At 54.6% G+C, this 14631-nt stretch carries 12 protein-coding genes and 1 riboswitch; of the genes, 1 reads left to right on the plus strand and 11 read right to left on the minus strand.

What is annotated here, in order from left to right:
- Positions 1–2: 2 nt before the first annotated feature.
- The 6 genes from QMG93_RS11690 to QMG93_RS11715 form a co-directional block, all read right to left on the minus strand.
- On the minus strand, positions 3–284 hold the full coding sequence (locus QMG93_RS11690) for an HPr family phosphocarrier protein (RefSeq protein WP_281936554.1): 282 nt from the start codon (positions 282–284) through the stop codon (positions 3–5).
- 68 nt (positions 285–352) lie between these two features.
- Positions 353–1819: a PTS transporter subunit EIIC gene (locus QMG93_RS11695; RefSeq protein WP_281936556.1), complete on the minus strand. Its 1467-nt coding sequence runs from the start codon at positions 1817–1819 to the stop codon at positions 353–355.
- Between the two features lie 29 nt (positions 1820–1848).
- Complete coding sequence (locus tag QMG93_RS11700) at positions 1849–2349, minus strand: PTS glucose transporter subunit IIA (RefSeq protein ID WP_281936558.1); 501 nt, start codon at positions 2347–2349, stop codon at positions 1849–1851.
- 3 nt (positions 2350–2352) lie between these two features.
- Positions 2353–3237: a BglG family transcription antiterminator gene (locus QMG93_RS11705; RefSeq protein WP_281936560.1), complete on the minus strand. Its 885-nt coding sequence runs from the start codon at positions 3235–3237 to the stop codon at positions 2353–2355.
- A gap of 218 nt (positions 3238–3455) precedes the next feature.
- Positions 3456–3731, minus strand: a complete 276-nt coding sequence (locus QMG93_RS11710) for a hypothetical protein (protein WP_281936561.1) — start codon at positions 3729–3731, stop codon at positions 3456–3458.
- Positions 3732–3805: 74 nt separating this feature from the next.
- Positions 3806–5125, minus strand: a complete 1320-nt coding sequence (locus QMG93_RS11715; protein ID WP_281936563.1) for a globin-coupled sensor protein — start codon at positions 5123–5125, stop codon at positions 3806–3808.
- 109 nt (positions 5126–5234) lie between these two features.
- A riboswitch (cyclic di-GMP riboswitch) is annotated at positions 5235–5326 on the minus strand.
- A 162-nt stretch (positions 5327–5488) separates the two neighbouring features.
- Here QMG93_RS11715 and QMG93_RS11720 point away from each other — a divergent pair.
- On the plus strand, positions 5489–7084 hold the full coding sequence (locus QMG93_RS11720; RefSeq protein ID WP_281936565.1) for a stalk domain-containing protein: 1596 nt from the start codon (positions 5489–5491) through the stop codon (positions 7082–7084).
- A 332-nt stretch (positions 7085–7416) separates the two neighbouring features.
- Here QMG93_RS11720 and QMG93_RS11725 read toward each other — a convergent pair whose 3' ends face one another.
- The 5 genes from QMG93_RS11725 to QMG93_RS11745 form a co-directional block, all read right to left on the minus strand.
- Complete coding sequence (locus tag QMG93_RS11725) at positions 7417–8292, minus strand: carbohydrate ABC transporter permease (protein ID WP_281936567.1); 876 nt, start codon at positions 8290–8292, stop codon at positions 7417–7419.
- Positions 8293–8310: 18 nt separating this feature from the next.
- Complete coding sequence (locus tag QMG93_RS11730; protein WP_281936569.1) at positions 8311–9219, minus strand: carbohydrate ABC transporter permease; 909 nt, start codon at positions 9217–9219, stop codon at positions 8311–8313.
- A gap of 111 nt (positions 9220–9330) precedes the next feature.
- Positions 9331–10713 carry an ABC transporter substrate-binding protein gene (locus tag QMG93_RS11735; protein ID WP_281936571.1) on the minus strand — a complete coding sequence of 461 codons (1383 nt, stop codon included), beginning with the start codon at positions 10711–10713 and terminating at the stop codon, positions 9331–9333.
- A 357-nt stretch (positions 10714–11070) separates the two neighbouring features.
- The gene (locus QMG93_RS11740; protein ID WP_281936573.1) at positions 11071–12705 is read right to left on the minus strand and encodes a response regulator; all 1635 of its coding nucleotides are present in this window, start codon (positions 12703–12705) and stop codon (positions 11071–11073) included.
- The gene (locus QMG93_RS11745; protein WP_281936575.1) at positions 12680–14530 is read right to left on the minus strand and encodes a sensor histidine kinase; all 1851 of its coding nucleotides are present in this window, start codon (positions 14528–14530) and stop codon (positions 12680–12682) included. Before QMG93_RS11745 ends, QMG93_RS11740 begins: the two co-directional genes overlap by 26 nt.
- Positions 14531–14631 lie beyond the last annotated feature (101 nt).

Below are 14631 nucleotides of genomic sequence, written 5' to 3' on the forward strand. Positions count from 1 at the left end.
GGTTACCCCTCCTTCCGGGCCGGCGCTTCGGAATATTCGGCCAGAATACGGCCGATCTCCTCTTGCGCCGCTTCTTCCTGCTCCCCCTCGGTAATGAGCGTGACCGTGTCTCCGTGCTTGGCGCCGATGGTGAGCACGTTTACCAGGCTTTTCGCGCTGACGCGCTTACCCGATTTTTCCAAGGAAATGTTGCATTCCTTATAGCGTCCGGCAGCCTCCACAATTTTTTTGGCGGGACGTACGTGAAGTCCTAACAGGTTTTGAACAATATAGTCGTTTTGCATCGCTCTGCACTCCTTGTTCCGTATAGTTTATATTTCTCTATCTGAATGATTGCCTGCAGCAGGCAAATCTACATGATCTTCTTAATCTCGTCTTTCAACTGCTCGGATTGCGGTCCGAAAATAACCTGCACCGCGCCTTGACCGAGCCGCATGACGCCGGAGGCGCCCAGCCCCTTCAGCGCTTTGTCGTCAACCGCCACTTCGTCCTTCACAACCAGCCGAAGCCGGGTAATGCAGGCGTCCAATCCTACGATATTGTCGGCGCCACCGATGGAAGCCAAGACTTGGCCTGCCTTTTGAGAGACCGGCGTTTTGCCCGCAGGCACCGCTCCCGTTTCTACCGCAGCAGCCTCGACGATGTCGTCGTCCTCCCGCCCCGGCGTCTTCAAATTCAGCTTCACGATCAGGATGCGGAACATGAAGTAATACACGACCGCAAACGCAAGACCGATCGGGATAATCAAGAGCGGCTTCGTTGCCAGCGGGTAGTTAAGCGCATAGTCGATGAATCCCGCCGAGAACCCGAAGCCGTGCTTAATGCCAAGCGCATACGTGACATAACCGGCTACCCCGGCCAGTACGGCGTGTACGGCATACAAAGCAGGAGCGAGGAACATGAAGGCGAATTCCAACGGCTCCGTAATTCCGGTCAGGAACGAGGCGAATGCCGTTCCGAACAGCATGGACGCTACGATTTTGCGCTTTTCCGGCTTCGCCGTATGCACCATCGCGAGCGCAGCGGCCGGGAGCGCGAACATCATCATCGGGAAGAATCCGGTCATAAACATCCCGGCCGACTTGTCGCCTTTGAAGAAGCGGTACAAGTCCCCGTGAATCACTTGGCCGGTCGCATCCGTAAAGTCGCCGATCTGGAACCAGGCGATCGAGTTCAGCACGTGATGCAGGCCGAACGGCAGCAGCAACCGGTTGCCGAGCATATACCCCGCGGCCCCGAAGCCGCCCAAGCCTACGATAAAGCGGCCGAGTTCGTCCAGCGCATGCTGAATCGGCCCCCAGATAATCCCGAACACGATCCCGATCAGCACCATCGCAAGCGAGGTAATGATCGGCACGAACCGCTTACCGCTGAAAAAGCCTAACCAATCGGGCAGCTTGATATTATGATACTTTTTATAAAAATACGATGCCAGCGCCCCTGCGAGAATGCCTCCGAGCACGCCCATGTTCAGCTTCACGTCTTTATCGACAAGCATCGGGAAAGCCGCGGGAATTTTGGACAATACGTTGGTCAATACCAAGTAAGCGATTACAGCAGCCAACGACGCGACTGCGTCTCCGATGAAAGCAATCGCGATGCCGACCGCGAAAATCAGCGGCAGGTTATCGAATATGGCGGAGCCGCCGGCGTTCAGGAACGGCGCGATATACTGGTTCAGAAACCCGCCGACGCTATCCCCCATATGAAAGTCTTTGACGTAATCAATATTCCCGAACCGCATCAGGATGGCGGCCGCCGGAAGAACGGCGACGGGAAGCATCAGGGCTTTTCCGACTTTCTGCAAAGAAGCGAGCATAATCACTCAACCCTTTCGAAATGGTTATGTTATTTTTTTAAAACCGCGCTCAGCAGTCCGGCGTCTCCCGCACGGATCGGCCCCAATCGGTATTCCACGGCCGACACGCTTTCTTCGCCGTTGGCGATGATAACCGGGGTAATCAGCGGATAGCCCGCTTCCTTAATACGCTCGATATCGAATTCGATCAGCGTCTGGCCGGCCGTCACCTTGTCGCCCGTCGATACGTGGGACGTAAACCCTTCGCCGCGCAGCGCCACCGTGTTGATCCCGATATGAACCAGGAGCTGAACGCCCGATTCGTGCTCCAGAATGAGCGCGTGATTCGTGTCGATCCGATGCGCGACCGTGCCGTCGAACGGAGCGATCAGCTTGCCTTCCGTCGGTTCGATGGCGACCCCTTCGCCCATATGCTTGCCTGCGAATGCTTCATCGGGAACCTGCTCCAGCTCTACGGCCTTGCCCGTTATCGGAGACGCGATTTCCAGCCGGTTCGTCTTCGCCTTGTTCGATAGCCATTTTGAGAACATCTGTTACTTCCTCCCTTGTTGTGTTGACCGCTCTCCCGGATACGTTTGAAACAACCGGTACAAATGCATGACCATATAGCCGATCTCATCTTCGGGAACATCCGTCTCCAGCCGCTGCCCGATCAGAGAACCAAGCTCGGCGGCCAGCCGGTATTCCTCGGGGTATTGGGTTTTGAATTCGTTCATAAACGGATTGCGAACAACTTTGCCATGGGCAATCCGTTCGATCGCATGCCGCAAATGCGTGATCAGCCGGACATAATCCATACTGTCGCGCGGAACGGGGACGCCCAGCTCGCTTTCAACTACTGCGACCGCTTCATTCACCAGATTGGAGAATTTCACCAGCTCTCCGACCGGAACGCTGGTGACCGCCGAATGGACGTGAAAGGTCAAAAATCCGATTTCGTCCTCCGGGATTTCGATGTCGAACGCCTCGCTGATCATGGCTGCCGCGCTTCGCGCAATTTCGTACTCCTTGGGAAACCACAGCAGCGTTTCCTGCAGGAACGGATTGACGATATCCATCCCGTTCTTGAGCCGGTAAACCGCGAATTGAATATGGCTTGGCAGCGCAAAATACACCTTGTTGTTCAGCGGCTCGGAAAATTGCCCGTTAATGCTGTCAATGATCCGCTCGGAGATTCGGATCACCTCGGGGTCGATTCCTTCCAGCAGCGTGTGATACTCGCTCATCTGATCGCGGTCGTCCAGCCGAAATCGTTTTTCAATACGGGGGTCTTTGGCCTCGATCGTCCCGCTTCCTTTGGAGGAAAATCCGATGCCCTTGCCCAGCAGCACGTACTCCTTCCCGGAATCCGAATCCAACACCATAAGCACATTATTGCTGATGACCCGCTCGATTCGAAGCAGACGATTCGCTTGCATAGCCTAACCCACCACCTTTCCTTACGTTCCGAGCTGACGGCAAACAAAAAAGAGCCAAAAAAAGACCTCTGATCATAGTCTTTTCCTGGCTCATGCCCTTTTATCGGTAACACGCCAATTTGTATTCGGTTACAGTCACATCATACCCATTTGTAAACGTTTCGTCAATAGGATTTGCGTGGAATTAAAAGGCGAATTATTGAACAAATTGCCAACGGCTATCCTTCTTGACGAGGCAAGCTTTGCAGCGCGGCGTTCACAAGCAGGTCGTAGAAATCGTCGTCTTCTTCCAGCCTTTCTTCTACCGCAAGAATGTCCTCTTCCGATCCCGATTCTTTGGAAAAAATCAGGCTGTAGCTCCAATCCTTCGCATTTTTGCTGTGCAGCGTAATTTCATACGGCGCTTCATGCCCTTCATATTGAAACTCGACATGGCCCACGTAGCCGCTCTCTTTGCTGTGCGTCATCCGGCTTCCGATGATATTCACATTCATTTTCGTCAGCTCATTCCTTTCTGTTTGTCTATAGACATTATCGCCTTTTCCGCCCGTTATGCACCAGCCTTTTTTTACGCTTTATCCCGCAGCGTTTCCGCAGTCGATGCTACCCGGCTTACCGCATTGCCTATTTCGCCGATCGTATGTACCAGCCGGTCCATCTCGCTGCCGACCTCTTCCGTCTGATCGATATTCGTCTGCATCGAGTGTACGATTTCGCTGAACACCCTTCGCGCTTCCAGCGCTTCCGTACGGCTCGTTTCCACGACTTGGCGCACCTCGTGAATCGATCGTACGACCCGGTCATTGCACTTATCTGATTCGGTAACGATATCCGCAATGCGCGTCAGCGTCTTCTTCGTATCGTCGGACAATTTGCGCACCTCGTCGGCGACAATCGAGAACCCTCTTCCGTGCTCGCCGGCCCTGGCCGCCTCAATGGCTGCATTCAGAGAAAGCAGATTGGTCTGCGCCGCAATGTCTTGTACGATCGTAACGATATCCTTGATCTGCGACGACAGCTCGTTCAGCTGCACGGCGGACTGCTGCATATGATCGGCGCGTTCGTGAATGACGACGATTTTCGCTTCCAGCGCCTGAATCTGCTCCTGCCCTGTGCCGGCCATCGCCTGGCTCGACCTTGACTGCTCCGCCATCGAGGCAAAGGCTTCCTTCACGTCGCTGCTCGTCGAGATTAATGTCTCGACCACCGCGTTGTTTTCCTGCGTCAGCGCGGCGAGTTCCTCGCTTAACATGCGCAGATCGTTGCGGTATTTTTCATGCTGCAGCTCCCGCTGGCGCAAATTCTCCTTTTCGTACGCTTCCAGCACGAGCTGCTGCTCGAAGTTGAACAGCTTGGTCAATACCCGGTTAATCGCCACCATGTCGTCTTTGTGCTGAACCTGGCTGACGACAGCGTCGATAAATCCGTTCTGCAGATTTTGGAAAGCGCTTAAATACCACTTTGGTTCCAGTCCGATCCGCTCGTGAATCAGGGCGATTTTCGTTCTCTTTTCTATAAACGCCCGGTCCATTTTGCCATCGAGCAGCTCGGTCAAATGTGTCTTCATCGTCCGGGTCAGCCGTTCGACGGTCGAATTGTCCCGTATAATCCGGTCCAGCTTGTCCACTTGCAGCACGGCTTTGTAAAACGAATCGACAATCTCGTCGATCCGCCCCTCGATCATAGGCTTAAACATGGCCAGAATGCGCAGATCCTCTTCGGACAAAGCGATCATTTTAAGCTGCGCCTTCAGCTCCGCATCGTTCACCTTGCAGGTGACCTTAACTGCGTTCAGCTTGTCCTGCTGCAATAACGAAACATGTCCCTCCGGCACGGCGCCGTCTTTCCCAAACCAACGGGCAATGGTATGAAACGGACACTTGCTCATAAAACGGACCCCCTCCTGTTTATCTGTGTCGGTCCCGAACGCACGAAAAAAAACCGCAGCGGCGCGCCCGGCTTCTATGGTTGGCGTTGAAGTGGCGGAATGTCACAACAGTGGCAACCTGGCGATCGTTCTTCCCGTTCGGGAAGGGCAGACCCATGGCTTTGCGTCCCCGCTTTTCAGACAGGTATGCCTTTTTCCTCATGAATTTGTAAATACTTGATCTATTCTACTACAGTTTGTGAGCGTTTTCTAGCACGATTTATTTTTCTTTACCACCAGCGGCGGCGAATTAATTTTTTTCGACACATCCTGTTGAATATTGTAAAATGGAAAAGTATAGGACGAATAGGAGGGAAATTCTGTATGAACAAATGGTACGCCATGCTGCCGGCCTGTTTGCTGTGGACGGCGCTTGCGGCACCGGGCTTGGCAGGCGCAGCCGATCCGCAGGTGCGCGTGTATCTGGACGGCAAGCCCATCAAATTCGAAGTTCAGCCCATCTTGGACAATGGAACGACGCTGGTTCAATTCCGGCCGATTTTTGAAAAAATAGGGCTCACGGTCGGCTGGGACGAGGCTACGCAAACCGTGACCGGCACGAAGGACGACCTCTCCATTAAGCTGGTTATCGACGACGTGGACGCTTATATTAACGACCGGCTGAACGAGCTTGAGCTTGCGCCCCGGCTGGTCGAGGGCAATACGTTCGTCCCGCTGCGGTTCGTCAGCGAAGCGAGCGGCAAAGAAGTGACATGGGATGGAAAAAGCATGTCGGTATATATAAAAAGTCCGGCGGATTCGACAGGGCCCGGAAATTCCGGCGGGACCACAGGCGGCGGCTCCAGGCCCGGCGGCGGAGACTCCGGGACCAAACCGGGCGGCGGCACGGACACGACCAAGCCCGACAAAGGAGACTATACCTATCCGAACGGGGACAGATATACCGGCCAGATGGTGAACGGGTATCCCGAAGGACGGGGCAAGCTGTACAACCTGGGCGGAAAGCTACTGTTCGAAGGAACAATGTCGAACGGGCTCCCCGGAGACGGACATCTCAAGAGCTACCACGAGAACGGCCAGCTGGAATTCGACGGAAATTTAAGAAACGGGGTGCGCACCGGCTCCGGCAAGCAGTACTCTTCCACAGGCTCGCTGCTATTCGACGGCACCTTCTCGGTCGGCGAGCGGGAAAAAGGAACGCTGTACTACGACAACGGCGACAAGTATACCGGTCCTTTCGATAACGACAAGCCGAGCGGAGCCGGCAAGCTCGTCTACAAGAACGGCGACGTATACGAGGGCGATTTCTTCGACGGACGGCGCGAAGGCAAAGGAACCTACACAACGACCAAGGGCGAGAAGCTGGTCGGGGATTTTAAGAACAACATGATGAACGGAATCATCTCTCATTATGACAAAAAAGGCACCTTGCTGTCCGTCAGCGAATTTTCCAACGACGTCCTGATCCGCAAAGTCGATATGGGCAACGGTAACACGACGCTGCCGAATACGAATCCTTCGGCGCAGCCGGACAGAGTCAAGCTTGAGAATGAGCGGTACGACAAGCTCGTGAATTCGATCCGGGAGAACTACAATCAGAACAAAAAGCAGTTGGAGGACCAAATCGCCCAAATCCGCAAGGATAACCCGGGAACCTACTCCAGCCAGGCGGAATATAACAAAGCGCTGAAGGAAGCCGAGACGAAGCAGACGGATATTTCGAATAGGCTGAATTCGTTGGCCGGCGATTATTCCAAGGCGGCGGAGGCGGCCAAGGCCGAGCTGAACAAGCAGCTGACGAATGTTCAGACGCTGATTACGCAGATCCATGCCAAAGGATCGGCCCAACAGCGGATCGAGGCGCTGCGAGATCAATTGAACTTCCTGAGAGACAATTACAACAACGAGTTGAAAAGAGCGAACGACCAGCACCTGGAAATCATCAAGCAGCTGAAGTAATGATGTTCCATCGTTCGTTATAACTCACAAAAGCACAAAAAGGCCTGCATCGCTAACCGGATGCAGGCTTAAGCTTGTTGAGAAAGTGGTCTAAGCAAAAATAGAGAAACATACGGAGGTGGGGTATCCACTGGAGAAGCGATAGCGGCCGCCTTTGTCTTCGGGAAATGTCCGCTAGTAAGCGGCTTCCAATCAAATTTCCCGAAGACAAGAGTGGTCGGAAGTGGATACCCCACCCCTTCGTTACCTCTATAATCCCGTTTGACCACTTTTTCAACACTCTGAGGCCTGCATCGTTGACTGATGCAGGCTTCTTTGCGCAGCCCTCGGGCTTATCCTTTGACGGAGCCGCTGGTCATGCCCGCGATGAACGACTTGTTCATCAGGAAGTAGACGACCAGAATCGGGAGCATCGATACCATCGAGCCAGACAGCATCAAGTGCCATTCCGCCGCAGCGTTGGCGGAGTACTTCAGCGAGATGACGCCGACCGTCAGCGGCCGCAAGTCGGGATTCGTCATCGTAAAAATAAGCGGGAGCACGTATTGGTTCCACGATTCGCGGAACGTGAACAGCCCGACGACCCCCAGCCCCGGCGTAAGCAGCGGCAAAATAATGCGCCAATAGATCCCGAAAAATCCGCAGCCGTCGATCGTTGCCGCCTCATCCAAGTCTTTCGGGATGGAGCGTACGAACCGCTCAAGCAGAAAAATATTAAAGGACAGGTGCGTGCCGACGAAGATCAGCACGATGCTCCACAGCGACTTGTGCAAATGCACCTCGCGCATCATGTCATAGAGCGGACGGTACGTAATAGCCCCGATCGTGATGAACATCGTGACCGCAAGAACGCCCATGATGAGGCCGCGTCCCGGAAACATCCGCCGGCCAAGCGCATAAGCGCCCATCGAGCAGACGATGATATTGATGACCGTGGACGCGATGGAGATAAACAAGCTGTTCCACGTATATTTTGCAAAGTTGGCCCGCTCCCACGCCTCGGCGTAGTTTTTCCAATGCCATTCCTTCGGCCAGATGCTCGTGCTATTCAGCAGCTCGAAATTCGACTTAAACGAGCCGAATAACGTAAAGACGACCGGATACAATATCGCGATGACGATGCTCAGCAGAAAAATCCAGACGATCGTCCAGGCCAGCAGCGGGCCGACGCGTACGGAAGTGCCCTTTTTGGCGGCGATTGTGCTCATGATACGGTTCCTCCTTCCTTAATGCGCCTGACTGGATTTGCGCGAGATATATAAGTAAGCCGACGTAAGCAGACCGACGATCAGCGCGGAGACGAAGCCTACGGCAGCGCCATAGCCGTACTGCTGCACGACCGCATCGCCCTCGGACACCGGGAAGAACAGCTTGTAGATGTACAAATACATGACTTCCGTTTTGCCTCCGGGACCTCCGGCCGTCAAGACCATGATGCTTTCGTAGCTCTTCAGCGTGTTGACAATCGCCAGCATGACGATGATCTGCATGACCGGCCCGAGCAGCGGAATCGTGACGTACCAGAACTGCTGTACCTTATTGGCGCCGTCGATCGCCGCGCTTTCGTACAAATCGTTCGAGATGCCCTGCAGGCCTGCGAGAAACAGCACCATGTAGTTCCCGACCGCGCCCCAGATCGCGACGAGAATGGCGGTGAGCATCGAGTACTTGACGCCGAGCCATTCGATCGGTTGATCGACTAGTCCGATCGACATAAGCATTTTGTTAATAATCCCGTTGTACGAGTTGAACATCAGGTAGAAGACGAGCGAGATGACGGCCGTACTGATGATGGTCGGCATGAAAATGATGGCGCGCATCGTATTTTTGCCTAACAGCTTGTTGTTCAGGATGAAAGCTAGGATAAGGGAAAGCGGCAAAGTAATGACGAGCTTCCCGGCCGTAAACACCAGCGTGTTCCAGACCGAATGCCAGTACTGCGAGTCGCGCGTGAACAGCCGGACAAAGTTTTCGAGCCCGATGAAGGTCGCATCCGAAAAGCCGTCATAGTCGTAGAACATATATTTGAAGGCCCATGCCAGAGGATAGATGGCAAACAGCAGCAGGAGAACGACCGTTGGCAGAACCATGATGTAAGGTCCCGTGTATTCCTTCAATCTTTTTTTGAGCGGCACGAAAATCAGCTCCTTCCGTAGGCGGTTTTTGGCAAAAAGAGAGCAGGCGACTCCCGGATATCCATATAGGAGAGCCACCTGCTGCCCGGTCGCTTATGCAAAACGAGAACTTTATTTTTTAATTTGACTGCGCGGGTCGAAATTCGGCTCGACGATCCGCTTCATGTTGCCGGCCTTTTCTTCGTTGTTCAAGCCGTCGTTGTAACGCTTGTTCAGATCTTCGATCCCTTTGTCAAGCGGGGTCAAGCCGAGAATCGACTCGGAGATGACGTTCTGCCACGGCTTGCCCTCGATTTTGTGCACGGGGTATGCCGGCCACATGACATCGTCCTTCGGTGCGAATTCCTTGAAGTTTTTGAGCGTAGGCTCTTTCGCTTTGCCGAGGACGCTGGGCACGACGCTGATGCCTTTCCCCTGCTCGTAGTAAGGAACGAGCACGTCGTCGCTGTAGAGGAAGTTCAGCAGCTCCCAGGCTTCTTTTTTGTGCTTGCTTTTCCCGGACATATACAGCCAGGATGCGCCGCCGTTGATATAGTTCGCGCCCTTCGGCGTCCCGCCGTCGAGCGTCGGCACCTGCGCTACGCCCCAGTTCACTTTGGTCGGGAACTGCGTATCGTACACTCCCGGCTCGGCGGACAGCGAGAAATACATGCCGATTTTTCCGGCCGCAAACTGGTTGCGCAGCGGGTCGATGTCCAGCGATTCGTAGCCCGGAAGAATGCTTTTGTTATCGACGATTTGCTTCAGCGCTTGGACGTAAGGCTTCAGCACTTCGAAATCGTACTTCCCGTTTTTCCAGTCGTAGTAGTCTTTGCCGTCGAGACGAACCATCGGCAGCAATCCGCGCTCGAAGGCCGAGGCAGGCGTCTTCATATTTAACGCGAAGCCGTATACGTTGTCCGCTTTGCCGGCTTCGGTAATTTTTTTCGCATAGTCCACAAGCTCCGCCATTGACTTCGGCGGCTCGCTCAGGCCGGCTTTGGCGAACAGGTCTTTGTTATAGACCAGCCTCCAGGTTGTGCCGTAGTTCGGAAGGCTGTAGGTTTTGCCGTCCAGCGAGTTTTGCCGGTCGACCTTCAGCAGGTTGTCGCCAAAGCGAGACTTCACTTCCGGCGTCAAATATTCGTCGAGCGGTTGAATCGCTTTCATTTTTACCAAATCTTCTAACTTGAGCTTCATTTTGGCGTTGAAAATGTCCGGCGCCTCGTCCGCTTGAATCGCCGTTTGCAGCGCCTGCTCGTAGTTGTCCGTCATGATCTGGGATTCGACTTCGATCTTGCCTTTAAACTTCTGATTGAATTCTTCCAGCTTCGTTTTCATCAAGTCGGCGTCATGCCGAGCATTGGTCCAAAATTTCAGCTTGACCGGTTGTCCGCTTGCCCCGCCGCCGCTTTCGGAGCCGGTTTTCGTTTGTTCGCCGCCGCCGCATCCTGCCAGCGCCGATGAAGCCAGTGCCATCGCCAATCCGAGCTTTACATAGCCTTTTGTATTCACGGACTTCGTCCTCCCCTGTAAGATTCTCTGCGTATACGTGAGTTGATCTTCCTATTTCCAAGTATAGCGAACCGTGTCGAATTTCCTAGGGAGGGAATTTTCATGAGCGAGGGGGAGGATTTTCTCCTCCTCGAGCTGTTGAGAAAGTGGTGAAAATTGAGGTAATAGAGATGTACGAGGGGTGGGTATCTACTTCCGGTCGCTGTTGTCAGCGGGAAATTTTGATTGAAGCCGCTTAACAGCGGGTATTTCCCGCAGACAAAGGCGAACGCTATCGCTCCTCCAGTAGATACCCCACCTCCGTATATTTTCTATTTTTTATAAAGACCACGTTCTCAACAGCCTTAGGGGGAGGATTTACTCCTCCCCCGTCGAGGTGCCGAGCCGCTGCTCGCGGTACTCGGACGGCGTGATGCCGTTCTTTTTCTTGAAAATTTCGCGGAAATATTTGCGGTCATGGTATCCAAGCCGCTCGGCAATCTCATAGATGGGAATGGCGGCGTCCTCCAGCCAGTCTTTGGCTTGGGCCAGCTTCAGATCGGTGACGTATTCCACGAAGGAGATTCCCGTCTCCCGTTTAAACAGGCCGCTGAAGTAGTTGGGGCTGACGCCGACATAATCCGCTACCGCCGACAACCCGATTGGCTGCAGCAGATTCTGCTCGATGAACGTCTTCGCTTCGCCGACAATCGATTTGGAGCCCGCTTGGACGAACTGCTTGACCTGCAGCGCCGCTTGATGGAACCAGACCGGAATATGCTCCTTTAACTCGCCCAGCTTCGCGCGGTTGCACAGCTCAAACCACGCCTCGGGCAGCGGGCCGCGTTCCCCTTCCGCCATCCCCAGATCATGCAGAAGCCGGTTCAGCGCAGTGACAAGCTGAATACAGGAGAAGCGGAAGTCGGCCGGCTTGCCCTCCTCCCCTTCGAGCGCACGGAAGAAGGAAGCCGCCGCTTCCTGGGCCGATTCCGCCTGGCCCCGCCTGACGAGCGTAAGCAGCTCCTGCTCCTGAAGCGCCGGGTAGCCGGTCCGCTTCATGCGGAACGGAATCAAGTCCTCCACGTGTACCACCTGGTTGTTCCCGAAAAAATACACATGCTCGATCGCCTCGCAGGCTTCCCGGTATGCGCCAGGCAGCTCGCGCAGCTCCGGACATAACGAGCTGATGCCGATCGTTACCGTGAGACCCGAATGCTTCTCCACCGAAGTACGGCACCAGTCGGCAAACTTCAACAGCTTTTCCTTAATCTCTTTGGTCGTCTCGGCCGGGTCGTAATTGACGAGCATCGCCAGCAGCCCCCACTCGGCATAAAAAGCGATGCCTGTCCCCCACGACGACAAGCAGTCGCCGATAATGTTCTCGACGATAAAGCGGCTGAGCTCGACTTCCTCGACGGACTTATGCGAAATTTCGTCGAAACGGTCGATCGCGACAGCCAGCAGCCCGAAGCTCGAAGGCTTGAGCGGGATTTCCGCGAAATCCCATTTATCCCGCAAGCGTACCTGCCGCTCGTCCCGAAATCGGATCATCTCGTTCAAATATTGCTGCCGCAGAGCCGGCAGGCTGCGCCGGATCGTTTGCTGAAACTTCACCCGCTGCGCATCCCGTTCCTGCTCCTTGCGAAGCTCGCTGATCAGCTTGGCGATAATCCCGGTCATTTCTTTAATGTCAACCGGCTTTAAAACATAGTTCGAAGCGCCGAGCGCGAGTGCTTGCTTCGCGTAGTCGAATTCCTCGTAGCCGCTAAGTACGACGAAACGGATGGCCCGCTCGAAGCGTGCCCTGATGTGCTCCATCAGCTCGATCCCGTTCATATTCGGCATCTTGATATCCGTCACGATGAGATCGGCCGGATCGCTTGCATAGCGGTGCAGCGCCTCCTTGCCGTCGAGTGCGATATCGACCTGCGACACGCCGAGCGTCTCCCAAGGAATATGCTTGCGGATGCCCTGCACGACGCTCTCCTTATCGTCCACCAGCAGTACTTTCATGCGGTACCTCCTCCTTCGCATCGCGGATGCGGATCTCAAATCGCGAGCCTTCCCCTACCTGGCTCTCAGCCCGGAACGATGCGCGCTCCCCGAAAAAGTAACGAAGCCGTTCCTTGATATTCATAATCGCGTAACCTTCTCCGCTCTGAGAAGCGACGCCCGTCGCTGCGTCGGCGTCATACAGCGGTGCGTTGAAAAGTCCGATCAGCTCCGGATCGATCCCCGAGCCGTTGTCTTCCACGGTCAGCACCGTCGTGTCCGTTCCTTCCCGGAAGGTTTTCACATAGATCCGGTTATTTTGATACTCGTTGTCTCTAAACGCGTGCAGCACCGCATTTTCCGCCAAAGGCTGCAGGATGATTTTCGGTACGATCGTTTCCTTCGTCCGCTCGTCCACCGACACCTCGAACGCGAACTGCCGCTTGTATTGATAATTGACGAGCTTCAAATACTGCCCGACGTGTTCCATTTCTTTCTCCACAGTCGTCGCTTCCTCGCCGCGATTCAGACTGAGCCGGAAGAAGCGGGACAACGACAAAATAATATCGCTGGCCGACGAATCGTTGAATTCGAGCGATTTCCAATAAATTTCGTCGAGCGTATTGTACAGAAAATGCGGATTGATCTGTGCTTGAAGCGCACGCATCTCCGCCCTCCGCTTGGCGAGGCTCTCCTCCACCACCTGCTTCAGCAGCCGCTGAATTTGGTCCAGCAGTTCATCGAACCGCCGCCCCAGCTCGCCGATCTCGTCCCGGCTCTCGGAAGCGAAGCGCACGTCGAGGTCGCCTTTTTGAGCTTGGGACATGAGCCGCTGCAGCCTGCGTACCGGAAGGGTAACCCAGCGGGCGATCGATTTGTTCATGAAGAAAGAGAACGCCAGCAGCGCCATCGTCAGCAGTACGGTAAAATATTTAATGTAAGCGATCTTGACGAGCAGCTGCTTTTTGGGCTGAACAACCAGCGCCTGCCAGCCGGCAATCGGTATCGACTTATGATTGACCAGATACGTCTGATCTCCCAGCTTCACTTCGAAAAACGACGGTTTGCCCGAGACATCCGGTACCTGCGCCTGCTCCAGAAACTGTTCCGTCGCCTCGCTCCGGGAGGACAGCAGAATCGGCCGGCCGTTCTCGTCCAAAATCATCGAGAATCCGTCGGGCACCAGTTGGATGCTTTGCAGGTTGCGTTCGAAATAGTCTGCCCGCAGCGTGATCACCAAATAATTGTCCAGCTCCAGCGCCCCGGTGGCCGTGGCTGGCCGGCTGACCAAACCGATCACCGCCCCTTCCTCGACAAAGAGCGGATTTTGCCCGGCGTAGACCCAGCGGTTCGTCGACGAAGGCTTGATCGCCTTGTAATAGACCGTCTCTTTGAAATCGGTTTCCTTTCTAGCTGCAGGAACCCCTTCGAAAAATTCTCCCCTTGGCGTATATAAATAAATCCCGCGAATCGTGGGAGAGGACAGACTCGCTTTCGAGAACAGCGAAAATACATTATTGAAGATGACGGAATACGCTTCATCCGACCGGTTCTGGCTCCAGTCGATCGCCCTTGCCAGCTCGTCGCTGGAATTGATCCAGTACAGCTTGTCGCTGACGTTCTTCAGCTCATTGCCGACATTGGCGCTAAGCTGGCTGACCGTCCGGTCCGCGGCGTTATAGGCGTACTCTTCGATATAGCGGGCCGCCTGATTGAACGAGAATGCCCCCGTCAGCGGCACGGCGATCAGAATGACGACCGACGTCATCAGGAACACCTTCCATTCGAGCCCCCAATCGCGGAAACGCTCCGCCGCCCGGCGCATGCGGGCTCCGAACCACGGCATAGCCACCACCTCTTTCTAGTCTGTTGTAGCATAAACCTCGGGGGCCGAAAAGGGATAAAAATTACAGGCTGCCGCACTTCCAGCGTAAATATACCGCCTCT

This window comes from Paenibacillus tyrphae (genome assembly GCF_027925525.1).
Classification (GTDB): Bacteria; Bacillota; Bacilli; order Paenibacillales; family NBRC-103111; genus Paenibacillus_G; species Paenibacillus_G tyrfis_B.

Bases quoted from the DNA above. Each gene is read 5' to 3' on its own strand.
- QMG93_RS11690 (WP_281936554.1), bottom strand. From the start codon at position 284: ATGCAAAACGACTATATTGTTCAAAACCTGTTAGGACTTCACGTACGT.
- QMG93_RS11700 (WP_281936558.1), bottom strand. From the start codon at position 2,349: ATGTTCTCAAAATGGCTATCGAACAAGGCGAAGACGAACCGGCTGGAA.
- QMG93_RS11720 (WP_281936565.1), top strand. From the start codon at position 5,489: ATGAACAAATGGTACGCCATGCTGCCGGCCTGTTTGCTGTGGACGGCG.
- QMG93_RS11740 (WP_281936573.1), bottom strand. From the start codon at position 12,705: ATGAAAGTACTGCTGGTGGACGATAAGGAGAGCGTCGTGCAGGGCATC.
- QMG93_RS11715 (WP_281936563.1), bottom strand. From the start codon at position 5,125: ATGAGCAAGTGTCCGTTTCATACCATTGCCCGTTGGTTTGGGAAAGAC.
- QMG93_RS11705 (WP_281936560.1), bottom strand. From the start codon at position 3,237: ATGCAAGCGAATCGTCTGCTTCGAATCGAGCGGGTCATCAGCAATAAT.
- QMG93_RS11695 (WP_281936556.1), bottom strand. From the start codon at position 1,819: ATGCTCGCTTCTTTGCAGAAAGTCGGAAAAGCCCTGATGCTTCCCGTC.
- QMG93_RS11745 (WP_281936575.1), bottom strand. From the start codon at position 14,530: ATGCCGTGGTTCGGAGCCCGCATGCGCCGGGCGGCGGAGCGTTTCCGC.
- QMG93_RS11710 (WP_281936561.1), bottom strand. From the start codon at position 3,731: ATGAATGTGAATATCATCGGAAGCCGGATGACGCACAGCAAAGAGAGC.
- QMG93_RS11725 (WP_281936567.1), bottom strand. From the start codon at position 8,292: ATGAGCACAATCGCCGCCAAAAAGGGCACTTCCGTACGCGTCGGCCCG.